The sequence below is a fragment of the Arthrobacter sp. Marseille-P9274 genome (assembly GCF_946892675.1).
Taxonomy (GTDB): Bacteria; Actinomycetota; Actinomycetes; order Actinomycetales; family Micrococcaceae; genus Crystallibacter.
Genome location: NZ_CAMPOV010000003.1, coordinates 58,178 through 80,113 on the forward strand (window position 1 = coordinate 58,178; position 21,936 = coordinate 80,113).

General features: G+C 69.2%; 20 protein-coding genes. 13 read left to right on the forward strand and 7 right to left on the reverse strand.

Annotated elements, in window-relative coordinates; all coding sequences use genetic code 11:
• Positions 1-123 precede the first annotated feature (123 nt).
• Positions 124-900, reverse strand: a complete 777-nt coding sequence (locus OC550_RS17655; protein ID WP_262107246.1) for a FadR/GntR family transcriptional regulator — start codon at positions 898-900, stop codon at positions 124-126.
• Between the two features lie 95 nt (positions 901-995).
• Between OC550_RS17655 and OC550_RS17660 the strand changes: the two genes are divergently transcribed.
• From OC550_RS17660 to OC550_RS17675, 4 genes are all read left to right on the forward strand, one after another.
• Complete coding sequence (locus OC550_RS17660; RefSeq protein ID WP_262107247.1) at positions 996-1,883, forward strand: carbon-nitrogen hydrolase family protein; 888 nt, start codon at positions 996-998, stop codon at positions 1,881-1,883.
• Positions 1,884-3,239 carry an APC family permease gene (locus OC550_RS17665; protein ID WP_262107248.1) on the forward strand — a complete coding sequence of 452 codons (1,356 nt, stop codon included), beginning with the start codon at positions 1,884-1,886 and terminating at the stop codon, positions 3,237-3,239.
• A gap of 26 nt (positions 3,240-3,265) precedes the next feature.
• Positions 3,266-4,048: a carbon-nitrogen hydrolase family protein gene (locus OC550_RS17670; RefSeq protein WP_262107249.1), complete on the forward strand. Its 783-nt coding sequence runs from the start codon at positions 3,266-3,268 to the stop codon at positions 4,046-4,048.
• A 173-nt stretch (positions 4,049-4,221) separates the two neighbouring features.
• Entirely contained in the window at positions 4,222-4,875 is a 654-nt protein-coding gene (locus tag OC550_RS17675; RefSeq protein ID WP_262107250.1) for an HNH endonuclease family protein, read from the forward strand.
• A gap of 82 nt (positions 4,876-4,957) precedes the next feature.
• On the opposite strand, the gene OC550_RS17680 is transcribed toward OC550_RS17675, so the two are convergent.
• Positions 4,958-5,782: a putative hydro-lyase gene (locus tag OC550_RS17680; RefSeq protein WP_262107251.1), complete on the reverse strand. Its 825-nt coding sequence runs from the start codon at positions 5,780-5,782 to the stop codon at positions 4,958-4,960.
• A gap of 3 nt (positions 5,783-5,785) precedes the next feature.
• The gene (locus OC550_RS17685) at positions 5,786-6,997 is read right to left on the reverse strand and encodes an NRAMP family divalent metal transporter (protein WP_262107252.1); all 1,212 of its coding nucleotides are present in this window, start codon (positions 6,995-6,997) and stop codon (positions 5,786-5,788) included.
• A gap of 196 nt (positions 6,998-7,193) precedes the next feature.
• Here OC550_RS17685 and OC550_RS17690 point away from each other — a divergent pair, with 196 nt between their 5' ends.
• The 4 genes from OC550_RS17690 to OC550_RS17705 all read left to right on the forward strand — a co-directional run bounded on the left by OC550_RS17690 (position 7,194) and on the right by OC550_RS17705 (position 12,295).
• Entirely contained in the window at positions 7,194-7,952 is a 759-nt protein-coding gene (locus OC550_RS17690) for a LamB/YcsF family protein (protein WP_262107253.1), read from the forward strand.
• On the forward strand, positions 7,949-9,748 hold the full coding sequence (locus tag OC550_RS17695) for a carboxyltransferase domain-containing protein (protein WP_262107254.1): 1,800 nt from the start codon (positions 7,949-7,951) through the stop codon (positions 9,746-9,748). The genes OC550_RS17690 and OC550_RS17695 overlap by 4 nt, the downstream gene beginning before the upstream one ends.
• On the forward strand, positions 9,745-11,478 hold the full coding sequence (locus OC550_RS17700; protein WP_262107255.1) for a biotin carboxylase N-terminal domain-containing protein: 1,734 nt from the start codon (positions 9,745-9,747) through the stop codon (positions 11,476-11,478). Before OC550_RS17695 ends, OC550_RS17700 begins: the two co-directional genes overlap by 4 nt.
• 127 nt (positions 11,479-11,605) lie before the next feature.
• Positions 11,606-12,295 (forward strand): GntR family transcriptional regulator, encoded by a 690-nt coding sequence (locus OC550_RS17705; protein WP_262107256.1) that lies wholly within the window; start codon positions 11,606-11,608, stop codon positions 12,293-12,295.
• A 127-nt stretch (positions 12,296-12,422) separates the two neighbouring features.
• On the opposite strand, the gene OC550_RS17710 is transcribed toward OC550_RS17705, so the two are convergent.
• The 4 genes from OC550_RS17710 to OC550_RS17725 all read right to left on the reverse strand — a co-directional run bounded on the left by OC550_RS17710 (position 12,423) and on the right by OC550_RS17725 (position 16,583).
• Positions 12,423-13,082 (reverse strand): GntR family transcriptional regulator, encoded by a 660-nt coding sequence (locus tag OC550_RS17710; protein WP_262107257.1) that lies wholly within the window; start codon positions 13,080-13,082, stop codon positions 12,423-12,425.
• A 100-nt stretch (positions 13,083-13,182) separates the two neighbouring features.
• The gene (locus OC550_RS17715; protein WP_262107767.1) at positions 13,183-14,133 is read right to left on the reverse strand and encodes a transketolase family protein; all 951 of its coding nucleotides are present in this window, start codon (positions 14,131-14,133) and stop codon (positions 13,183-13,185) included.
• Between the two features lie 65 nt (positions 14,134-14,198).
• Positions 14,199-15,023, reverse strand: a complete 825-nt coding sequence (locus OC550_RS17720; RefSeq protein WP_262107768.1) for a transketolase — start codon at positions 15,021-15,023, stop codon at positions 14,199-14,201.
• A 219-nt stretch (positions 15,024-15,242) separates the two neighbouring features.
• Positions 15,243-16,583 carry an MFS transporter gene (locus tag OC550_RS17725; RefSeq protein WP_262107258.1) on the reverse strand — a complete coding sequence of 447 codons (1,341 nt, stop codon included), beginning with the start codon at positions 16,581-16,583 and terminating at the stop codon, positions 15,243-15,245.
• A 213-nt stretch (positions 16,584-16,796) separates the two neighbouring features.
• On the opposite strand from OC550_RS17725, the gene OC550_RS17730 reads away from it, so the two are divergent.
• The 5 genes from OC550_RS17730 (at position 16,797) to OC550_RS17750 (ending at position 21,872) form a co-directional block, all read left to right on the forward strand.
• Positions 16,797-17,624, forward strand: coding sequence for a sugar phosphate isomerase/epimerase (locus tag OC550_RS17730; RefSeq protein ID WP_262107259.1), 828 nt, complete (start codon positions 16,797-16,799; stop codon positions 17,622-17,624).
• 25 nt (positions 17,625-17,649) lie between these two features.
• On the forward strand, positions 17,650-18,423 hold the full coding sequence (locus tag OC550_RS17735; RefSeq protein ID WP_262107260.1) for an SDR family NAD(P)-dependent oxidoreductase: 774 nt from the start codon (positions 17,650-17,652) through the stop codon (positions 18,421-18,423).
• A gap of 33 nt (positions 18,424-18,456) precedes the next feature.
• Positions 18,457-20,211 carry a dihydroxyacetone kinase family protein gene (locus OC550_RS17740; RefSeq protein ID WP_262107261.1) on the forward strand — a complete coding sequence of 585 codons (1,755 nt, stop codon included), beginning with the start codon at positions 18,457-18,459 and terminating at the stop codon, positions 20,209-20,211.
• A gap of 9 nt (positions 20,212-20,220) precedes the next feature.
• Positions 20,221-20,706 (forward strand): RpiB/LacA/LacB family sugar-phosphate isomerase, encoded by a 486-nt coding sequence (locus tag OC550_RS17745; protein ID WP_262107262.1) that lies wholly within the window; start codon positions 20,221-20,223, stop codon positions 20,704-20,706.
• Between the two features lie 128 nt (positions 20,707-20,834).
• Positions 20,835-21,872: a hypothetical protein gene (locus OC550_RS17750; RefSeq protein ID WP_262107263.1), complete on the forward strand. Its 1,038-nt coding sequence runs from the start codon at positions 20,835-20,837 to the stop codon at positions 21,870-21,872.
• The last annotated feature ends 64 nt before the right edge of the window (positions 21,873-21,936 follow it).

Below are 21,936 nucleotides of genomic sequence, written 5' to 3' on the forward strand. Positions count from 1 at the left end.
GCGTCCGGCTTCGCACGCACCTCCCGCACCAACCGCTGGTCATCCAGGAACCCGGACCTGCTCATCTGGCGCACTCCGGCAGGGCGGCAGAGGCCCCCGGCCGGGGGCCGGGCAGGCTTCTGCTCATGGAGTCGTCTCTCCGTCCTCCAGGAGCCCCATGAACATCGTCCTGTGCAGGATCGCCACATGCCGCCGGGATACTTCGACGGCAGCAAGCACGTCCCTTGAGCGCAAGGCCTCGACCAGCCGGATGTGGTCCCGGTTGGAATTGTGCAGATGCTCGATCGGGTACGGCAGGAAGTAGGCGTACAGGTCGGCCAGCGCATGGTTGTATTCGTCGACGGCAGTGCCCATGCCGGAGCAGCGCGCCACCAGCCGGTGGAACTCGTCGTCGGCCTGGTGGTACTCCGACCAGCCGGTGGCGGCGGCCATCCGCTCGGTGAGCCGATACAGCCCCTCCAGTTGCTCCTCGGAGGCATTCAGTGCGGCATAGTGCGTGACAGCGCATTCGAAGAGCAGGCGGCGGTCCACCAACCGGTGGATTGCGGTGAACTCCTCCGGCCCGGCCGTGAGTTCCTGCAGCAGCTGCCGGGGCGGTTCGTCGGCGACGAACGTGCCGCCGCCGCGGCCCCGCCGACGGACCACGATGCCCTGCTCGGCCAGGTTCGTCAGCGCCCGCCGCGCGGTAATCGGACTCACGGAGAGCCCGAGGGCCAGCTCCTTCTGGTCCGGCAGCCGCTCCCCAGGCCGCAGCAGGCCGAGCAGGATCGCGGTGCTGATCCGGAGCCGCACGGCGTCAATGGCGCTGCGGCGGTCGATGCCGGCCAGCACGCCCTCGTCGATGGCAGAGCCCGCCGCTTCAGGCAGGGCGCGCTCCGATGCTGCGGTGCCCGTGGTCATAGGAACAACCATACGGTCCCATCCAACCCCTTCCTTTATTGGTTCAACTTGATCTATTATGTCACAAGTCACTCACGATCGACTGGAAGCTACCCATGCAACGACCCCTCCCCCTCATCGCGGCGCAGGCCCGGCCGCGCCTTATCGGCGAGCCGGTCTCGGCCTTCGCCGACGAGGCAAACAGTGCGTTGTCCAGCTACCCCTCGGCCAAGCTGTTGGTCTTTCCGGAGCTGCACCTCTTCGCCGACGGCGCACCGGACCTGCAGCGCACTGCAGCCCTGCAGGACAGCGCCGAGCCGCTCGACGGCCCCCGTGTCCGCGAACTGCGGCAGCTCGCCGGCGACCTCGGCGTCTGGCTTGTGCCGGGAAGCGTCTGCGAGCGCGGCCCCGACGGACAGCTCTTCAACACCCAACTGGTCCTCTCGCCTGCCGGGGAACTCGCCGGCTACTACCGCAAGATCTTCCCGTGGCGGCCGCATGAGCCCTACGATCCGGGCGACAGCTTCACCGTCGTCGATCTGGACGGCATGGGCCGGGTGGGCCTGCACATCTGCTACGACGCCTGGTACCCGGAAGTGACCCGCCAACTGGCCTGGATGGGCGCCGAAGTGATCCTCAATGTCGTCAAAACCACCACCCCCGACCGCCGGCAGGAACTGGTACTCGCCCAAGCAAACGCAATCGTCAACCAGGTCTTCATGGTCAGCGTCAACTGTGCCGGCCCCACCGGCCGGGGCCGCAGCCTGATCGTGGATCCGGAGGGAAACATCATTGCGGAAGCCCGGGACGATGCTCCGGTGCTGCTCGCCGCGGAACTCGACCTCGGCGTCGTCGACCGCGTCCGGAAGCACGGAACCGAAAACGTGAACCGCCCGTGGTCCCAATTCCACCCGGGGGAACCACCCATCGAACTGCCTATCTACCAGGGCCGGATCGACCCGGCCAGCTGGACCCCGAAGGTCCCGGACATGAGGAACATCTAAGTGAGCACACCCATTTCCCCTGCACCCGCGCTGACCCGCACGCTGAAACTGCCGTCGCTGGTGCTCTTCGGCCTGGCGTACCTGACGCCGCTGATCGTCCTCGGCATCTTCGGCATTATCGCAGAGACTACGGCCGGTGCCTCTCCCTCGGCCTACCTCGTGGCCTTGATCGCCATGCTCTTCACCGCGCACAGCTACGGCCGCATGGCCATCGCCTACCCGGTTGCCGGCTCCGCCTACACCTACGTGCGCAAGTCCATCGACCCCCGCGTCGGCTTCCTGGTTGGCTGGGCCATCCTGTTGGACTACCTCTTCCTGCCCATGGTGATCTGGCTGATCGGCGGCTCCTACTTGACGGCACAGTTCCCCGGCGTGCCGATGGCGGTCTGGATCATCGGTTTCATCGCCGTCACCACGCTGCTGAACATCCTGGGTATCAAGGTCGCAGACAAGGCCAACTACATCCTGATGGCGTTCCAGCTGCTCGTCATCGTGTTCTTTGTCGCCCTGTCCATCGGAAATGTCGTCTCCACCTCGGGGGCCGGCGGACTCATCAGCTCCGAGCCCTTCATCAATCCGGAGTCCGGCTTCGGCGCCATCACGGCCGGCGCAGCCATCGCCGCCTATTCCTTCCTTGGCTTCGATGCCGTCACCACCCTCACCGAGGAGACCGTCGAGCCGCGCAAGAACATGCCGCGGGCCATCATGCTCATCGCACTGATCGGCGGCGGCATCTTCATCACCGTCTCCTACTTCACCCAGCTCGTGCACCCCGGCGGCGTCTTCGAGGATTCCGCCTCCGCCGCGAGCGAGATCGCACTGCAGATCGGCGGCCAGCTCTTCGGCGCGGTCTTCCTCGCCGGACTGGTGGCGGCCCAGTTCGCCTCCGGCCTCGCCGCCCAGGCCAGCGCCTCCCGCCTGCTCTACGCGATGGGACGGGATGCAGTGCTGCCCAAGGCCGTCTTCGGCCGGCTGAACCCCCGCTTCCATACACCGGTGGTCAACCTGGTGATTACGGGCGCAGTCGGCCTGATCGCCATCTTCCTCGATGTCGCGACCTCGACGTCCTTCATCAACTTCGGGGCGTTCACGGCCTTCACGCTGGTCAACATCTCCGTCATTTTCCACTTCTTCCGGCGGCGGCGCGAAGGCATTCAGCTGAATCCCTTCGGCTACCTTGTTGCCCCCGTCCTCGGCGCTATCGTCTGCGCGTACCTGCTCTCGCGGTTGGACGTCAACGCGATTACGCTCGGACTGATTTGGCTGGGGGTCGGAACGATCCTGCTGGGCATCATCACCCGGGGCTTCCGAACCGCCCCGCCGGAGATGAAGGCCACCGAGGAAGTCGCCGCCTAGCAGCGGCGGCGAGGAGGGACCGCACCATGCGTATTGCACTGGGACAGCTTGCATCAGGGCACGACGTCGGTGCGAACCTTGCTGCCATCGACGCGTTCGCGGGTGCCGCGGCGGAAGGCGGGGCGGAGCTGCTGGTCCTGCCCGAATACGCCACCTACGACAAGAAAGTACTGGACGCCTCCTTTCCGGAGGCTGCCGAGCCGCTGGACGGTCCCATCTGCGCAGCCCTCGCGGCGACCGCCCGGCGGCACGGCATCGCCCTGGTGGCCGGGGTCGTCGAATCCAGCGACGAACCCGGCCGCGCCTACAACACCCTCGCTGCCTTCGCCGCCGACGGTTCCCGGCTCGCCAGCTACCGGAAGATCCACCTCTTCGACGCCCAGGGCTACACCGAGTCCCGGTTCATCAAGCCCGCGCCCACCGCGGACCCCGTCCTTTTTGACCTGGGCAGGGTCCGCTTCGGCCTGATGACCTGCTACGACCTCCGCTTCCCTGAGCTTTCCCGGGCCCTGTCCGACGCCGGAGCCCAGGCCCTGCTCGCCTGCGCGGCTTGGGTGCCCGGCGAGCACAAAACAAACCAGTGGCTCAGCCTCACCGCCGCCCGCGCCATTGAAAACGGCCTCTACCTCGCCGGCGCCTGCCAGTCCCCGCCCAACTCCATCGGACACAGCGTCGCCGTCAGCCCGATGGGTGCTTCCCTGCAGCAACTCGGCACCGAGCCGGGCCTCGCCGTCGTCGATGTCCCGGTGGAGGCCATCGACACCACCCGTGCGGCATTCCCCATGCACCGCCAGCGCCGGCTGCGCTGACCCGGCCCGCTGTGCGGGCAAAGCCCTGCTGAGGAGCCATCCCCGCCCCGCTCCGCCGTTCCTTGGGGGATGGCCAGATGATGACGCGTCATGTATCGTATAACCGCCGCCTTGAACCGTTGGGGTTCTACTTGTACGGCGGCATGGGGAAAGACAAGGTTGGGGGACCTTCAATGTTGGGGAAAATCATCGCTGCCGTTTTCACGGCTGCCCTGCTGCTGGCCGGACTCGCGGTTCCGGCGGAAGCTGCAACCGTCTACAAGGCGTCGCTGCGCACCGCCGCACGCTCGCTGCCGGTAGCGGCGGAGAAGAACACCGGCTACGACCGGGACCGCTACTTCGGCGACTGGAAGGACACGAACCGGGACTGCCAGAACACGCGGGCCGAGGTGCTCATCCAGGAGTCGAAGGTCCGCACGACCTACACGACCTCGCGGCGCTGCACGGTCCGGAGCGGCAAGTGGGTCACGAACTGGGACAACCGCACGCACTACTCGGCGTCGTCCGTGCAGATCGACCACCTCGTCCCGGTGCATGAGGCCTGGGGTTCCGGCGCCCGGTCCTGGTCGCAGGCCCGCCGCGCCGCCTTCTACAACGACCTGGGCGACGGCCGCCTCCTGAACGCGCAGACGTCCAAGCTGAACTCGGCCAAGCAGGCCAAGGGCCCGGAGGACTGGATGCCGGCCAGGAACCGCTGCAAGTACGTCGCGGACTGGGTCGCCATGAAGATCCGCTGGGGCCTGAAGGCGGACAGCCGGGAGCGCACGGCACTGATCCGCCATGCCGACTCCTGCCCCGCGACGACCATCAAGGTCACCAGGGCCTGAGTCCCTCCCGGCGGCAAGAGTACGACGGCGGCGCGCGAGGGTCCGCAACTTCGGAACCTCGCGCGCCGCCGTCGTTCGCGGATTAAGGGACCAGGTACCGGCTGTCCCGGGCGTCCGTGATGAGCATGTGCCCGGGCGCGTGGCCGATGGCCAGCGCGGGACGGGACTCCATCACCGCCGCCTGCGGGGTGACACCGCAGGCCCAGAACACCGGAACGTGGCCCTCGGGAATGCGCACCGGGTCGCCGAAGTCCGGCCTGGCCAGGTCAGCGATGCCCAGTTCCTCCGGGTTGCCCACATGCACGGGCGCGCCGTGCACGGCCGGGTAGCGGGAGGTGATCCGGACGGCGTCGGCGACCTGGGACGCGGGAACCGGGCGCATCGAGACCACGAGCGGGCCCGCCATCGATCCGGCCGGTTCGCAGCGGACGCCGGTCCGGTACATCGGCACGTTCACGTTCTGGTCGATGTGCGCGATGGAGATGCCGCCCTCGCGCAGCGCCGACTCGAAGGTGAACGAGCAGCCGACGATGAAGGTGACGAGGTCGTCCCGCCAGTACTGCGTGATGTCCGTCGGCTCGTCAACCTTCTGCCCGTCCCGGTAGACGGTGTAGCGCGGCACGTCGGTCCGGATATCGCCGCCGGCCAGCAGCGGTCCGCTGGTTTCGCCGGCGTCGAGCACGCCGAGGATCGGGCACGGCTTCGGGTTGCGCTGCGCGAAGAGCAGCACGTCGAACGCCAGATCCCGCGGCACGATGATGAGGTTGGCCTGGGCAAAGCCGCGCGACCAGCCGGCTGTGGGGACGGCCAGCCCGGAGCGGAAGGCGGCGCGCGCCTCGGCCGGAGACAAAGCGCCGGGATCCGCGGGCAGGGTGACCGTGCTGATGGTGTCTTGCAGGTTGCTCATGTTCTAGCTCCAGAATTGCGACAGGCCGGCCAGCGAATTCCAGCCGAGGTAGAGGGTCAGCAGCCAGGCAGCGCCGCCCAGGATCAGCAGCCACTTCGGATAGACGTAGCCGTGCAGCAGGTCGCGGCGGCGCCACGCCGCCCACAGCATGATGGCGAAACCGATGGGCAGGATCAGCCCGTTGAACGCGCCGGCGAAAATCAGCAGCTCCTGCGGAGCCTGGCCCACGAACAGGTAGATCACGGCGCAGACGGCAATGAAGGCCACGATAATCAGGTTCCGCTTGCGCTCGGAGGTGGTGGTGCGGGTGATGAAGGAGACCGAGGTGTAGGCGGCGCCGATGACCGAGGTCAGGGCGGCAGCCCAGAGGACGACGCCGAACATGCGCATGCCGATTTCACCCGCGGCAGCACCGAAGGCTTCGGCCGCCATGTTGTCGCTGGTCAGCGTCACGCCGCCGGCCACCACGCCGAGGATCGCCAGGAAGAGCAGCACCCGCATGAGGCCCGTGACCAGGATGCCCAGGACTGAGCTGCGGGAGATCGCCTTGACGTTCTCGACGCCGTGCGCGCCGACGTCGAGCATGCGGTGGGCGCCGGCATAGGTGATGTAGCCGCCGACGGTACCGCCGATCAGCGTGGTGATGACGAGGAAGTCGACCTCCTCCGGCAGGAAGGTGTTCTTCAGTGCTTCTCCGAGGGGCGGGGCCGCGACGATGGCGACATAAAGCATCAGCAGGATCATCAGGGCGCCGAGCAGCACAACGATCCGGTCGAGCGCCATGCCCGCCTTCTTGGAGAGGAAGACCAGGATCGCCACGATGGCCGAAACGGCCCCGCCAATCTTCGGATCCACGCCCATCATGGCGTTGGCGCCGAGCCCGGTACCGGCAATGTTGCCGATGTTGAAGACCACGCCGCCCAGGAACACTAGGGCGGCCAGGAGCCAGCCGGCCCCGGGCAGCACCTTGTTGCCGAGTTCGTGTGCCCGCATCCCCGAGATGCCGATGATCCGCCAGACGTTGAGCTGCACGGCGATATCCACGAGGATCGACAGCAGGATGGCAAAGGCGAAGGCCGCGCCGAGCTGCACCGTGAAGACCGTGGTCTGGGTGATGAAGCCGGGGCCGATGGCGCTGGTGGCCATCAGGAACATGGCACCCATCAACGCAGTGCGTTTGAAGTTGGGACGCACCTTGGTGCTTGTCTTTTCCATTGGTTTTCCCCTCTGGATCGGTGACAGCAGTCACACGGGCAATGGAGCGACCTTACAGTTTGTTGAACAATCTTGGCAAGCGATTGTTCAACAAAGAGGGCCTTCGCTAGTCACTCGCGACGGATCGCGATTGTTGAACAATCTTCGAATGTGGTGCATGCTGGAACCAGGGAAACCAACGAGACGGGTGTCACACATGGCTATTATCGACCTCAACAGCGACGTGGGGGAATCCTTCGGCAACTGGGAAATGGGCGACGACGCGGCGATCTTCCGCTCCGTCTCCAGTGCCAACGTGGCCTGCGGTTTCCACGCCGGAGACCCGAGCACCATCGCCGGAACCTGCCGCGACGCGGTGGCCGCCGGAGTCACCATCGGCGCCCACGTGGGCTACCGGGACCTCGCGGGCTTCGGGCGGCGTTTCCTCGACTGCTCCCCCACGGAGCTGGCGGACGACGTGCTCTACCAGCTCGGCGCGCTGCAGGCGCTGACCCGGGCCGCCGGAGCGCAGATCCGCTACGTTAAGCCGCACGGCGCGCTGTACAACACGATCGTCCATCATGAGGCGCACGCCCAGGCCGTGGTCGACGCCGTGCGCGCCTTCGGCGGGGACCTGCCGCTGCTGCTGCTCCCGGGTTCGGTTGCCTTGGCCAAGGCCGCGGCCGCGGGACTCCGCGGTGTCGCCGAGGCCTTCGCCGACCGCGCCTACAACCCGGACGGCACGCTGGTCTCGCGCCGCGAGCCGGGGGCCGTCCTCCACGATACGGACATCGTCGTCGCCAACATGGTGCGGCTGGCGCAGACCGGCAAGATCACGGCCATCGACGGCACCATCATCAGGGTGGACGCCGAAAGCATCTGCGTGCACGGCGACACCCCGGGCTCCGTCGCGATGGCGGCCGCCGTGCGCGCCGGCCTCGAGTCCGCCGGCGTGACGGTCCGGAGCTTTGCGTGAGCGTGACGGCAATCCGGTTCGCCGGGCCGCGCGCGCTGCTGGTCGAGCTCTCCGGCCTGGAGTCCGTGCTGGCCCTGCACGCCCGCCTGACCTCCGACCCGCTGCCCGGCCAGCTCGACGTGCTGGCCGCGGCCTCCACCGTGCTGGTCCAGTGCGACACCCGCGCCCACGCCGTGGCGGCGAGGGCCGCCGTCGAACGGCTGGAGCTGGACCACGCCCCCGCCGCGACGGGTAAAACCATCGAAATTCCCGTGACGTACGACGGCGAGGACCTCGCCGAGGTCGCGCGCCTCACCGGCCTCAGTCCCGAGGGTGTGGTCAACGCCCATACCGGGCAGGTCTGGACCGCGGCCTTCGGCGGCTTCGCCCCCGGCTTTGCGTACCTCACGGGCGAGGACAACACGCTCGACGTGCCGCGGCGCGCCACTCCGCGGACCGCCGTGCCGGCCGGGGCGGTGGCCCTGGCCGGCGGCTACTCCGCCGTCTATCCGCGCAAATCACCCGGCGGCTGGCAGCTGATCGGACACACCGGCAGCGTGCTGTGGGACGTCGGCCGGCCAAGTCCGGCGCTGATCCGCCCGCAGGACAAGGTCCGCTTCGTCGCCGTGCGGGAGTCGGCTGGTCCGGCTGGGTCTGCCCCGTCCGCGGAGGCTGCTTCGGCGGTATCGGAAGTGCCCTCCGAGCACGCGTCTGCCGCGGCTGCTTTCGCCGGTGCTGCTTCCACCGGTGCTGCTTCCGCCGAGGGCGGCACGTCCGCGGCGGAGCCCGCTCCCCCGCGGAGGGATTCCGCCGGCTCGCTCGAGGTGGTTTCCGCCGGCCTGCAGTCGCTGGTGCAGGACCTCGGCCGGCCGGGCATGGGCAACCTCGGCGTAGGCAGTTCCGGCGCCCTCGACGTGCCGGCCGCGCGCCAGGCGAACCGGCTGGCGGGCAACTCCCCCGGGGACGCCGTCGTCGAAAATCTCTTTGGCTCGCTGGTCCTGCGGGCCCGCGGTGACCAGGTCCTCGCGGTCACCGGTGCCCGCGTGGAGCTGGACATCGCTCCGTCCGGACGGCGTCCCGCGCAGGACGCGCCCTTTGCCCTGCTCGACGGCGAGACCCTGTCCCTCGGGCCGGCGACCGCCGGGCTGCGTGCGTACGTCGCAGTGCGCGGCGGGATCGAGCTGGCCGCGGAGCTGGGGAGCCGCTCCAGTGACACGATGTCCGGACTAGGCCCCGCCCCGCTGGAGGCCGGGTCCGTCCTGCCGGTGGGCGACGCCGGCAGCGGGCACGTCGTCGGCACGCCGGAACCCTCCGTTCTGCGGGTCTCCCCCGGCGAAACAGCCCTGCTGCGCATCACGCCCGGCCCCCGCGACGACTGGTTCGGCCAGGCCGGGCTCGACCGGCTCACCGGGCAGGACTGGGTGTCCGGCTCGGCCTCGGACCGGATCGGCGTCCGCTTGGAACTGCCGGCCGCCGAGGGGGCAGCTCCAGCCGGCGGCGGCAGCGGGACGCCGATCGGCGACCTCACGGGGCCGCCGGCGCCGTTGGAGCGGATCCGGGACGGCGAGCTGCAAAGCGAGGGCACCGTTGCCGGAGCCCTGCAGGTTCCGCCGTCCGGGCTGCCCGTGTTGTTCCTTGCCGACCATCCGGTCACGGGCGGCTATCCCGTGATTGCCGCCGTGGTTCCCGAGGACCTGCCGGTGGCCGCCCAGCTGCCGCCCGGCAGCACCGTCCGCTTCGTCCTGGTCGACCCGGACACCCTGCTTTCCGCCGGCAGCGCCGGCACTTCGACTCAGCCGGAAAGGTACCGCGCATGAAGAAGGTCCTGATCGCCAACCGCGGCGAGATCGCCGTACGAGTGGCGCGCGCCTGCGCCGATGCCGGGCTCGCGTCCGTGGCCGTGTACTCCGATCCCGACGCCGATGCACTCCACGTCCGCCGCGCCGACGAAGCCTACGCATTGGGCGGGCGCAGCGGGCAGGAAACCTACCTGGACATCGGCAAACTGATCGAGGCGGCCCGTCGCTCCGGCGCCGACGCCGTCCACCCCGGCTACGGTTTCCTCTCGGAAAACGCCGACTTTGCCGCGGCGGTCCTGGAGGCCGGCCTGACCTGGATCGGCCCCTCCCCGCAGTCCATCCGCGACCTGGGCAACAAGGTCACCGCCCGGGAGATTGCCGTGCGGGCCGGAGCGCCGCTGGTGCCCGGCAGCGACGGTCCCGTCGAGAGCGGTGCCGAGGTGATGGCGTTCGCGGAGGAGTACGGCCTGCCGGTGGCCATCAAGGCGGCGTTCGGCGGCGGCGGCCGCGGCCTGAAGATCGCGCGCCGGATGGAGGACATCGAGGACGCCTTCGATTCCGCCGTCCGCGAGGCCACGGTGGCCTTCGGCCGGGGCGAATGCTTCGTGGAGCGCTTCCTCGACAAGCCCCGGCACGTGGAAGCCCAGGTCTTGGCGGACATGCACGGCAACGTGGTCGTCGTCGGCACGCGCGACTGCTCGCTGCAGCGCCGCAACCAGAAGCTCGTCGAGGAAGCCCCGGCCCCGTTCCTGACCGAGGAGCAGCGCCAGCTGATCCATGACTCGGCCAAGGCCATCTGCCGCGAGGCCGGGTACCACGGCGCCGGCACCGTCGAGTACCTGGTTGCCAATGACGGGACCATCTCCTTCCTCGAGGTGAACACCCGCCTGCAGGTGGAGCACCCCGTTACGGAGGAGACCACCGGCGTCGACCTGGTGCGCGAACAGTTCCGCATTGCTGACGGCGAGCCCCTGACCCTTACACAGGACCCGGAACCGCATGGCCACGCCTTCGAGTTCCGGCTCAACGCGGAGGATCCCGCCCGCGGCTTCCTGCCAGGACCGGGCACCATCGCCGCCTTCGAACCGCCCACCGGCTCCGGCATCCGCGTGGATTCCGGCGTCCGCAGCGGGTCCACGGTTCCCGGCGACTATGACTCGCTGATGGCGAAGCTCATCGTGCACGGCGCCGACCGCGCGCAGGCGCTGAACCGGGCCCGGGTGGCACTGGACGAGATGCGCATCGCCGGGCTTCCCACCGTGCTGCCCTTCCACCGGGCGGTGGTCCGGGACGCAGCCTTCACCAAGACCGAGGCCTTCGGCGTCTACACCACCTGGATCGAGACGGAGTTCGCGGCGGCCCTCGAGGCGTCCCCGGAGATCGCGGCGGCTGAGCCCGGCAGCGAGCGCACCGAACTGACGGTCGAAGTCGACGGCAAGGCGCTGTGCCTCGGCCTGCCCGCCCGCCTGCTCGAGTCGCTGCTGCATGGCGGCGGCAGCGCCCCGGTCCAGGCCGCCGCGGAGGAGACGCACCAGGCGGAGGTTCTGCGGGCGCCGATGAACGGCAACCTGGTCAAGTGGGTCGCGGAGGACGGCGCTGCACTCGCCGCGGGCGACCCGGTGGCCGTCGTCGAGGCAATGAAAATGGAGACCACCATCGCCGCCCACCGGCCGGGCACTCTGGCGCGCGGAGAGCAGCAGCCCGGCACCGCCGTCGTCCGGGGTGAAGCACTTGGTAGCATCGGGTAGCCGGCCCCAGGCCGCACCTCAAACGATTGGCCTGTAGTGGCTGGCTTGGCCGCCCTATCCAGCCACTACAGGCCAACAGATCCGCAATTGCAGGCCCGGTTCGACCGGCGAGGGATGGGACGAACGGATGAAGGCACCGCTGGCGGGGATGACCGCACGGAGCGAGGCGACGCATGCGCACACGGCGGCGTGGGTGGCCGAGTCGCTGCGCATCCGCATCGCGGAAGGCCAGCTGCTGCCCGGCTCCAAGCTGTCCGAACAGGCGCTGGCCACGTCCTTCGGGGTCTCCCGCAACACGCTGCGCGAAGCCTTCACCGTCCTCGCGGGCGAACACGTCGTCACCCGCATCCCCAACCGCGGCGTCATCGTGACCTCGCCCGGTCCCGAGGGCGTGCGCGAGATCTACAGTGTGCGGCGGATCCTCGAGCCTGCCGCGGTCCGCTGGGGTGAGGACGTGGACGTGGATGCGCTGGCAGCGATTGTCGCCGATGCCCGGGAGGCGCGGGAGCGCGGCGACGTCGCCGAGATGGCCGGCGCCAACCAGCGCTTCCACGAGACCCTGATCCGCGGCACCGGCAGCAAGCTGCTGCAGGAACTCATGACCCGCGTGCTGGCGCAAATGCGCCTGGTCTTCCACACGATGAGCCAGACCCCGGATTTCCACAGCCACTACGTGGAGCAGAACGCCGGGCTCGTGGCGCTGCTCGCGAGCGGGCGCCGGGAAGAGGCGGCCGATACGCTGCGCGGCTACCTGGACCAGGCCGAGGCCGAACTGCTGGAGCACCTCGGCGCGGAGCCGGCTGCCAAACGCGCGTGAACTTCCCTCGCTTCGGCGCTCCTTCCCTGCTTTAAGCTTCAAGCGACCCGCTGACCTGCGCGTTTGGAAAGGGCGACCTTGAAGGAAGGGAAGTTGGAGCCCTTGGCCTGTGGCGTGCCGGGCCGGGCTACCCGACGAGGACCTTCGCCGCGCCGTCCATGTGCTCGGTGATCGCCTCGCTGGCCTTGGCCGCGTCGCCGGTTTCGATGGCGTCCACGATGTCGCCGTGCCGTTTGACGCTCATGTTCTGTGCCGCGCGTTCGAAGCCGGCGAACATGATGGACATGCGGATGTTGCCTTCCAGTGAGCCCCAGGAGTGCAGCAGCGTCTCGTTGCCGGTCAGCCTGCAGAGGGTCCGGTGGAAGTTCAGGTCCGCCTCGATCCGATCCTCCAGGCCGTCCTTGCTGGCCCGTTCCATCTCGTCCAGCGCGCGGCGCAGTTCCTTGATGACCTGGGCGCGGTCCTCCAGTGCGCAGAGCTCGCGCGCGGCCAGGGACTCGAGCGCGGCCCGGACCGAGAAGATGTCCCGGATTTCCTTGGCATCCAGGTGGCGGACCGACAGCCGGCCCCGCGGCCCGGCGGAGATCAGCCCCTCCTGCTGCAGCTGCCGCATGGCCTCCCGCAGGGTGCCGCGGCTGATCTGCAGGGTTTCGGACAGCTCGGTTTCCACCAGGTGGGTCCCGGGTGCGATCTCGCCGGTGGTGATGGCGCGGCGCAGAGCGGCCAGGGCCTGCTGCCGGAGGCTGGTCTTTTCAAGTCCCAGCAGCGACATCGATTCTGTAGCCATCGTTTTCATCCTCGGGCGCTTGGAAACACGACTGTTGACAGTTGCCATGTTAACAGTCGGCCGGACGGCTGTCGCCGGTGCGAGCTCCATGCCGTCCCCGCTACAGTTCGCCGAGGACGGCCGCGACGATCCGGTCGACCGAGAGTCCGTAGCGCTCGTGCAGCGTGGGCAGGGCGCCGGCGTGCAGGAATTCGTCGGGCAGGGCCACGGGCAGGATGCGCTTGGCGACCCCGGCACGGGCCGCGGCCGCGGCGACGGTCTCGAAGAGGCCCCCGACCACCGTGTGGTTCTCCAGCGTGACCACGAGGCGGTCGGTGTTGATCTCGGCGAGGACGGTCTCGGCGTCGAAAGGCTTGATGGTCGGGGTGTGCACCACCGCCACGTCGACGTTGTGCGCGGCGAGTTCCTTGGCGGCCTGCAGCGCCCTCATGGTCATCAGCCCGCTGGACACGAAGACCACGTCGTTGCCGCCGCGCAGCACCTTGGCCTTGCCCAGCTCGAAGGTGTAGTCGTACTCGTCCAGCACGGTGGGCACGTTGCCGCGCAGCAGGCGCAGGTAGGTCGGCCCCTCGCTCGCGGCGAGCTGCGGCACCGCCTGTTCGATGTCCACCGAGTCGCAGGGGTCCACGATGGTCAGGTTCGGCATGCCGCGGAAGATCGCCATGTCCTCGGTGGCCTGGTGCGACGGCCCGTAGCCGGTGGTCAGGCCTGGCAGCCCGCCGACGATGTTCACGTTCAGGTTCGGCTCCGCGGCATCCAGGCACAGGAAGTCGTAGGCCCGGCGGGCGGCGAACACCGAGTAGGTGGAGGCGAACGGGACCAGCCCGGTCTGCGCCATGCCGGCGGCCGCGCCGAAGAGCAACTGCTCCGCCATGCCCATCTGGAAGAACCGCTCCGGGAAGGCCTTCGCGAAGATGTGCATGTCCGTGTACTTGCCCAGGTCGGCGGTCAGCCCGACGATCTTCTCGTTCTCCTGTGCGGCCTTCACGAGGGCGTGGCCGAACGGTGCCGGGGTGGTCTTCTGGCCGGGGTCGGCGAAGGAAGCGATCATGGCCGAGGTCTTCAGCTTCGGCTTCGGTGCAGTCTTCACGGTCGGTCCGGCAGCAGTAGTCGCGGTCACTTGGATTCTCCTTCAGATGCGGTGCGGGCTTCATACCCGGCGGTCAGTTGGTCGCGGCAGATCTGCCATTCGTGTTCATCGATGCGCATGAAGTGCGCCTTCTCCCGGTCTTCCAGCAGCGGCACGCCGCGGCCCACCTTGGTGTCGCACAGGATGACCGACGGCGCACCGTCGGCCTCGGCCCGGGCCGCGACCGCATCGAATGCGGCCAGCAGGGCCCCGACGTCGTTGCCGTCCACACGCTGCACGAACCAGCCGCACGCCGCCCACTTGTCCAGCACCGGCTCGGTCCGCAGCACCGTGTCGGTCTTGCCGTCGGCCTGCAGGGCGTTGATATCCACGATCGCGGTCAGGTTGCCCAGGCGGTGATGGTGCGCGCCCATCGCGGCTTCCCAGGTGGAGCCCTCGTCCAGCTCCCCGTCGGAGAGGAAGTTGAATACGCGGGAGCCCGACCCCTGCAGCCGCAGCCCCAGCGCGGTGCCCACGGCGATGGTCAGGCCGTGCCCGAGCGAGCCGCCGGAGATTTCCATCCCGGGTGTGTAGGTGGACATGCCGGACATCGGCAGCCGGGAATCGTCCGAGCCGTATGTCTCCAGCTCCTCGACCGGGACGATCCCGGCCTCCGCCAGCGCGGCGTAGTGGCCGATCGCGTAGTGGCCGGTGGAGAGCAGGAAGCGGTCCCGCCCCTCCCACTCCGGGTCATCGGCCCGGTAGCGCAGCTGGTCGGCGTAGACGGCGGCGAGGACGTCGGCCGCGTCAAGCGCCTGGCCCACGTAGCCCTGCCCCTGCGCCTCGCCCATGTTCAGCACGTGGTGGCGCATCCGGTAGGCCGCGGCTTCCACGCGCGCCGCCCGTTCCTGCAATGACGCAGCCTCGGGAGCGTGGACGGTTTCGGTGATGGTCACAGGATTTCCTTTCGGGAAAAGTACGACGGCGTGGCGCCGGGGCGGGCGGTACGTCCCGCCCCGGCGCGGCTCGGGTTTAGGAAGGTCAGGCGCTTACCGGTCCCGGAGGACCAGGCTTGCTCGGGTTCCGAAGGATCAGGCGGTCACTTTGGCCGGCTTGGTGGTCGCCGCGGCCTCGGAGGCCAGGCGGCGTTCGCGGGGGCCCCAGGTTTCGCGGGTCGCCAGCGCGGCCCACAGGCCGATGGCTCCGTAGAAGCTGAACAGCAGCGCCGGGCCGAGCCAGCCCATGGCCACGAACAGCAGGGTGGTGATGAAGGGGGTGAAGCCGGAGACCATGGCCGAGATCTGGTACGCCAGCGAGGCTCCCGACGAGCGGGTCTTGGCCTGGAACAGCTCGGGGAACCAGGCGCCCTGCGCGCCGGCCAGCGAGTTCTGGCAGACCGCGTAGGAGATCACGATGGTGGCGATGATGAACAGGAACAGGCCCGTGTTGACCAGCAGGAACATCGGGATGCCGAAGAGGACGGCGAACGCGGTGGAGATGATGTAGACCGGGCGGCGGCCCACCCTGTCCGTCAGCCGGGCCCAGGCCATGGTGGCGAAGATGCCGATGCCGGAGGCGATGCACAGTGCGACCAGGGTCTGGGTCTTGTCGGCGAGCTCGGAGTTGTGCAGGTAGGAAATCATGTAGGTGACGGACACGGCGTAGCCGGCGGTCTCCGCAATGCGCAGGCCGATGCCGCGCACGATGTTGCGCCAGTCGTCGCGGATGACCTCGACGATCGGGGACTTCACGATGTCGCCGTGTTCCTTGACATCCTCGAAGACCGGGGACTCGGGCACCTTGGAGCGGATGATCAAGCCCACCGCGACCAGGACGATGCTGGCCAGGAACGGCACGCGCCAGGCCCATTCGTTGCCCAGCTGCACGCTGAAGAGGAAGACGAGGTTGGCCAGGAGCAGGCCCACCGGGAAGCCGGCCTGGACGATGCCGGTGTACTTGCCCTTCCGCTTCCAGGGCGCGTGCTCGTAGCTCATCAGGATGGCCCCGCCCCACTCGGCGCCGAAGGCCAGGCCCTGGATAACGCGGACGATGACCAGCAGCGCCGGGGCCAGGAGGCCGACCTGGGCGTAGGTCGGCAGCAGGCCGATGGCGAACGTGGCCAGGCCCATGAGGATCAGCGAGGCAACGAGCACCGGCTTGCGCCCGATGCGATCACCGAGGTGCCCGCCGATGATGCCGCCCAGCGGGCGTGCCGCAAAGCCGACGCCGAGGGTGGCGAACGCTGCCAGGGTTCCGGTCAGGGGGTCGCCGCCGGGGAAGAAGGCGGTGCCGAAGTACAGGGCCGCGGCCGTGCCGAAACCGATGAAGTCGTACGTTTCGATAACGGCGCCAACACCGGAGCCGATGGCGACGCGCTTGGCGTCCTTCGTGCCGTGAACGGGGCCGCGCATTGTCAGGGCTTCGTTGCTCATCGAATTACCTTTCGAAGCGATGGCGGAGGCTGGAGGAACCTCCGTCACTGTTGACAGTCAACAGGATATGCCAAACAGTGTGAGCCGCGCCACTCGCCTCTGTCAACAGTCGACATAAAATTTCTTCAACCGTTGACTGTCAACAGTCAACTGCTCTAACGTGGTTCGCGTCACAACTCCGCTCCACCCGTTCCAACTTCCTCAAGGGACCCCATGACCTTCCACCCGCGGCTGGGCTGCTCCACCATCAGCTTCCGGCACCAGGACCTGGCCACGGCGCTGGCCACCATCGCCGGCCTCGGCTTCACCGAGATCGACCTCGGCGCCCTGCCGGGCGTGTGCGACCACGTGCCCTACGTCCTCGACGAGAAGGCGGTCGCCGCCGTCGCAGGGACCGTCGCCGCGTCCGGGCTGCGTGTGCGCTCCATTAATGGCGACATCGGCGACCTGAACCGCCCGCTCTCCGCCGGGGACCGTGCGCAGCGGACCCGGCACCTGGACATGCTGCTCGCCCTCGCGGGGCAGACCGCGGCGGATGCGCTGGTACTGCCGTGCGGCGCGCTGGACAACACCCCGGTCCGCACCCTGGACCAGGACCTCGACCTCGTCGCCGCCGCGCTCACCGCAGCCGGCGAGCGCGCGGTGGACGCCGGTGTCGGACTGTGGACCGAATCCCTGCACTTCTTCCGCCTCTGCCGCGACACGGAACGCGCGCAGCAGCTGACCGACCGCCTCGCCGGCACGGATGTGCAGGTGGTCATGGACTTCAGCCACATCGTCGCCTCCGGCGGCAGCCCGGAAGACTTCGTGGAGCGTTTCCACCGCCGCATCGCGCACGTCCACCTGCGCGACGCCGTCCCCGGCAACATCAACCTCAGCATCGGCAACGGCCAGGCGGACTTCGCGGCGGGCCTGAAGTCGCTGGCGGACAAGGGCTACACCGGCCACTTTTCCCTGGAACTCGAAACCCGCGACGTCGGCCACGACGAACGCCCGGCGGCAGCCGCAGCGGCGGCCGCCTTCATCTCGGACCTCATCTAGCAACGCAACAACCCAAGGAGACACCATGACCACCATCCAGCGCACCGCCGTCCTCACCGGGGCCACGTCCGAGCGCGGCATCGGCGAGGCCACCGCCCGCCGCTATGCCCGCGAGGGCTGGGCCATCGTCATCCTCGACCTCGACGGCGAGAAGTCCGCGAAGGTCGCCAGCGCGATCGGCAACGAGCTGAACGTCCCGGCCTTCGGCCACGAAATCGACGTCACCAGCGAAGCGTCCGTGGCCGCCGCCCAGGCCGCGGTCGAGGCCGAAGTCCGGGCCGGCAACCTGCCTCCGGTCGGGGCGCTGGCCAACATCGCCGGCATCACCTCGCCCGTGCCGTTCCTGGAGACAACCCTCGACCTCTGGAACAAGGTCATGGCCGTCAACGCCACCGGCACCTACCTGGTCACGAAGGCCTTCCTGCCCGCGATGCTGGAGAACAAGTGGGGCCGCATCGTCAACATGTCCTCGGTCTCCGCGCAGCGCGGCGGCGGCGTCTTCGGCAAAGTCCCCTACTCCTCCGCCAAGGCGGCCATCCTCGGCTTCACCAAGGCCCTGGCCCGCGAGCTGGGCGACAGCGGCGTCACCGTCAACGCGGTCACGCCCGGCGCCGTCGACACGAACATCCGCGTGGGCACCACCCCCGAGCTGGAGGCGGCCATCGCGGCCGACGTCCCGCTCGGCCGCACCGCCAGCACCGAGGAGGTCGCCGCCGTCATCACCTTCCTCTCCAGCCAGGACGCCGCCTACCTGACCGGCGCCACGTTCGACATCAACGGCGGAAGCCACCTGCACTAGCCGGCTCCGGCTCCCCAGACCGAAAGACATCCCATGACCAGAATCTTCAACGACCCGGCCGTCTTCGCCGAGGAGGCCCTGCAGGGCTTCTGCGAGCTCCACCCGAACCTGGTGCGCCAGGTCGACGGCGGGGCCGTCCGCCGGCACCGCCCGGCGCAGCCGAAGGTGGCCGTCATTCCCGGCGGCGGCTCTGGCCACTACCCGGCCTTCGCCGGGCTGATCGGGCAGGGCTTTGCCGACGGCGCCGTGGTGGGCAACATCTTCACCTCGCCGTCCGCGCAGCAGGCCTACTCGGTGGCCAGGGCCGCCGAGTCCGGCGGCGGCGTCGTCTTCACCTACGGCAACTACGCCGGCGACGTGATGAACTTCGGCCTTGCCACCGAGCGGCTGGCGGCCGAGGGCATCCGGGTGGAGAACGTCATCGTGACGGATGACATCGCGTCCGCTGCGGCGGGCGAGGCCGACAAGCGCCGGGGCATCGCCGGCGACTTCACGGTCTTTAAGGTCATGGGCGCCGCGGCCGAGGCCGGGGCGGGGTTCGACGACGTGGTCCGGCTGGGGCGCAAGGCCAACAGACTGACCCGCACCATGGGCACCGCCTTCGCCGGCTGCACCTTCCCCGGCGCGGACGCGCCGCTGTTTACTGTTGCGAACGGGCAGATGGGCCTCGGGCTCGGGATCCACGGCGAGCCCGGGCTGCGCGACACCGAACTGCCCTCCGCCGCGGAGCTGGCCCGGGAACTGGTCGTGCGCGTGCTGGCCGAGGCACCCGTCGAGGGCGGCTCACGGCTCGCCGTCATCCTCAACGGCCTCGGCTCCACCAAGCATGAGGAACTCTTCGTACTGTGGCGCACTGTCTCGGCGCTGCTCCGCGAGGCCGGCCATACCCTCGTCCTGCCGGAGGTCGGCGAACTCGTGACCTCCCTCGACATGGCGGGCGTCTCGCTCACCGTCACCTGGCTGGACGACGAACTCGAGCCGCTCTGGGCCGCCCCGGCCGAGACCCCGGCCTTCCGGCGCGGTTCGCTGGCCGGTCCCGCAGCCGCGGGCCATGAAAATGCGGAGGGTGCCGAGGCCGCGCGGGACGAAGCGCAGGAATCAACTGCCCCGGTCTCCGCCTCCTCCGACGAATCCCGGAGCTTCGCGCAGCACTGCATGTCCGCGTTGGAAACCGCGCGGCTGACGCTCCACGAGGCGGAAACCCGGCTCGGGGACATGGACGCCATCGCGGGTGACGGCGACCATGGCCGCGGCATGGTCCGCGGCATCGACGCCGCGTTCGAAGCCGCCGTCCTCGCCCTCGACAACGGCGCGGGGGCCGGAACCATGCTGGCCACCGCCGGCGACGCGTGGGCTTCCAAGGCCGGCGGCACCTCCGGCGTCCTGTGGGGCGCGGGCCTGCGGGCCGCCGGCGAAAGCCTCGGCGACGAGGAGGCCCCCTCACCGGGCGGGCTCGTCGCCGCGGTCCAGGCCTTCACCGACCGGATCCTCACCCTGGGCAAGGCCGAACCCGGCGACAAGACCCTCGTGGACGCCCTGCTGCCGCTCGTCCGCACCCTGGTCGATGCCACCGGCAACGGCGCCGCTCCGCTGGCCGCCTGGCATGAAGCCGCCCGCACGGCCGCATCGGCCGCCGAGGCGACGGGGGGCTTAACTCCGAAGAAGGGCCGCGCGAGGCCGCTGGCGGAAAAGAGCATCGGCACCCCCGACCCGGGCGCCACCTCCCTGGCGATGGTGGCGGCCGCCGTCGTCGACCGCTTCACCACCACCAACGCGCCAACGAAGTAAGGACACCCCATGGCACTGCGACTCATCCTCGGCTCGGACGAAGCCGGCGTCGACTACAAGGACCAGATCCTGGCCGACCTGCGGCAGGACCCGCGTGTCGGCGAAATCATCGACATCGGCGTCAACCGCTCCGACGAGGACTTCGCCAAGCCCTATCCGTACATCGGCATCGCCGCCGGCGAGCTTATCCGGGACGGCCGCGCCGACCGCGCGATCCTGTTCTGCGGCACCGGCCTGGGCGTGGCCATCTCCGCCAACAAGGTCGAGGGCATCCGCGCGGCCACCGCCCACGATTCCTTCTCCGTGGAGCGCTCCGTGCTCTCGAACAACTGCCAGATCCTCACCATGGGCCAGCGCGTCATCGGCCTCGAGCTGGCCCGCCGCCTGGCCAAGGAGTGGATCGGCTACACCTTCGACCCGTCCTCCGCCTCCGCGGCGAAGGTCCAGGTGCTCGAGGAGTTCGAAGGGGCGGCGGCAGTCACCGGCGGTGCCTGATTCAAGAGCGGGAGGACGACGGCGGCGCAGCGGTTAACCTTTCGGCCACCCGAGCGCCTCCCTCCGTCCACCCTGCCCGCCTAGCTTCATGCGTGTCCCTCCCCTCGAACCACTCGCAGGAGCACACCATGAAGTCCCGCTTGCTCGCCGGCGCCTCGGCCCTGGCCGTCGCCGCCACCGCATCCTTCGCGGCGGCCGCCCCGGCCGCAGCCAACGCCGATGACGCCTACACCTTCGGCGTCATCGGCGACGTCCCCTACGGCGAAGCCCAGGTCGCCAAGTTCCCGGAGATGGTCTCGGAGCTCAACCGGCAAGACGACCTGCGCTTCGTGGCGCATGTCGGCGACATCAAGGCCGGCTCCGCGCAGTGCACCGACCAGTACTTCGCCAACATCAAGGAGCAGTTCGACCGCTTCGAGGCCCCGCTCGTCTATACGCCCGGCGACAACGAGTGGGTCGACTGCCACCGGGCCAACAACGGCTCCTACAACCCGCTGGAGCGCCTGGACACCCTGCGCGAAATGTTCTTCGCCGACCCGGGCAAGACCCTCGGCGGCACCATGCCGGTGGAGTCCCAGGCGGACCTGGGCCTGCCGGAGAACGTCACCTTCGGGCAGAACCGCGTGGCCTTCTCCGTCATCAACACGCAGGGCTCCAACAACTCGCTCGCCCCGTGGAGCGGCCTCGGACTCACAGAGGCCACCAGCGAGCAGCTCGACGAGGTCGCCACCCGCACCGCCGCCGACGTCACCCAACTGCAGGAAACCTTCGCCGACGCCAAGCGCACCAACGCCCGCGCCGTCGTCGTTGTGACCCAGGCGGACATGTTCGATCCCTTCCAACTGGCCAACGGCGTGCAGGAGAACCCGGACCAGGTCTCCGGCTTCCGGCCGATTGTCGACGCCCTCGCCGCCGGCGCGCGGTCCTTCGACGGCCCGGTCTACCTGATCAACGGCGACAGCCACGCCTACAACGCCGACCAGCCGCTTGCCGCAGGCTCGCCCTGGCTCGAGGTCTACGGGCAGCAGCCGCTCGGGAACCTGGAGCGCATCACGGTCGAGGGCGCCGCCACCTCCAACGAGTGGCTCCGCTTCACCGTCGCCCCGAACGCCAAGGCCACGGACGAGGTCCTCATCTGGGAGCGCGTCCCCTACACCGGCAAGTAGGACAGGATGTGCCGGCGGCCCGGCACGCACCGGGCCGCCGGCACGCCAAGCAGTCCCGAGCCGC

Coding starts and splice junctions, on each gene's coding strand:
- OC550_RS17680 (WP_262107251.1), bottom strand. CDS start 5,782: ATGAGCAACCTGCAAGACACCATCAGCACGGTCACCCTGCCCGCGGAT.
- OC550_RS17685 (WP_262107252.1), bottom strand. CDS start 6,997: ATGGAAAAGACAAGCACCAAGGTGCGTCCCAACTTCAAACGCACTGCG.
- OC550_RS17730 (WP_262107259.1), top strand. CDS start 16,797: ATGACCTTCCACCCGCGGCTGGGCTGCTCCACCATCAGCTTCCGGCAC.
- OC550_RS17705 (WP_262107256.1), top strand. CDS start 11,606: ATGAAGGCACCGCTGGCGGGGATGACCGCACGGAGCGAGGCGACGCAT.
- OC550_RS17725 (WP_262107258.1), bottom strand. CDS start 16,583: ATGAGCAACGAAGCCCTGACAATGCGCGGCCCCGTTCACGGCACGAAG.
- OC550_RS17740 (WP_262107261.1), top strand. CDS start 18,457: ATGACCAGAATCTTCAACGACCCGGCCGTCTTCGCCGAGGAGGCCCTG.
- OC550_RS17735 (WP_262107260.1), top strand. CDS start 17,650: ATGACCACCATCCAGCGCACCGCCGTCCTCACCGGGGCCACGTCCGAG.
- OC550_RS17715 (WP_262107767.1), bottom strand. CDS start 14,133: ATGATCGCTTCCTTCGCCGACCCCGGCCAGAAGACCACCCCGGCACCG.
- OC550_RS17720 (WP_262107768.1), bottom strand. CDS start 15,023: ATGCGCCACCACGTGCTGAACATGGGCGAGGCGCAGGGGCAGGGCTAC.
- OC550_RS17710 (WP_262107257.1), bottom strand. CDS start 13,082: ATGGCTACAGAATCGATGTCGCTGCTGGGACTTGAAAAGACCAGCCTC.
- OC550_RS17700 (WP_262107255.1), top strand. CDS start 9,745: ATGAAGAAGGTCCTGATCGCCAACCGCGGCGAGATCGCCGTACGAGTG.
- OC550_RS17690 (WP_262107253.1), top strand. CDS start 7,194: ATGGCTATTATCGACCTCAACAGCGACGTGGGGGAATCCTTCGGCAAC.
- OC550_RS17675 (WP_262107250.1), top strand. CDS start 4,222: ATGTTGGGGAAAATCATCGCTGCCGTTTTCACGGCTGCCCTGCTGCTG.
- OC550_RS17745 (WP_262107262.1), top strand. CDS start 20,221: ATGGCACTGCGACTCATCCTCGGCTCGGACGAAGCCGGCGTCGACTAC.
- OC550_RS17670 (WP_262107249.1), top strand. CDS start 3,266: ATGCGTATTGCACTGGGACAGCTTGCATCAGGGCACGACGTCGGTGCG.
- OC550_RS17750 (WP_262107263.1), top strand. CDS start 20,835: ATGAAGTCCCGCTTGCTCGCCGGCGCCTCGGCCCTGGCCGTCGCCGCC.
- OC550_RS17655 (WP_262107246.1), bottom strand. CDS start 900: ATGACCACGGGCACCGCAGCATCGGAGCGCGCCCTGCCTGAAGCGGCG.
- OC550_RS17660 (WP_262107247.1), top strand. CDS start 996: ATGCAACGACCCCTCCCCCTCATCGCGGCGCAGGCCCGGCCGCGCCTT.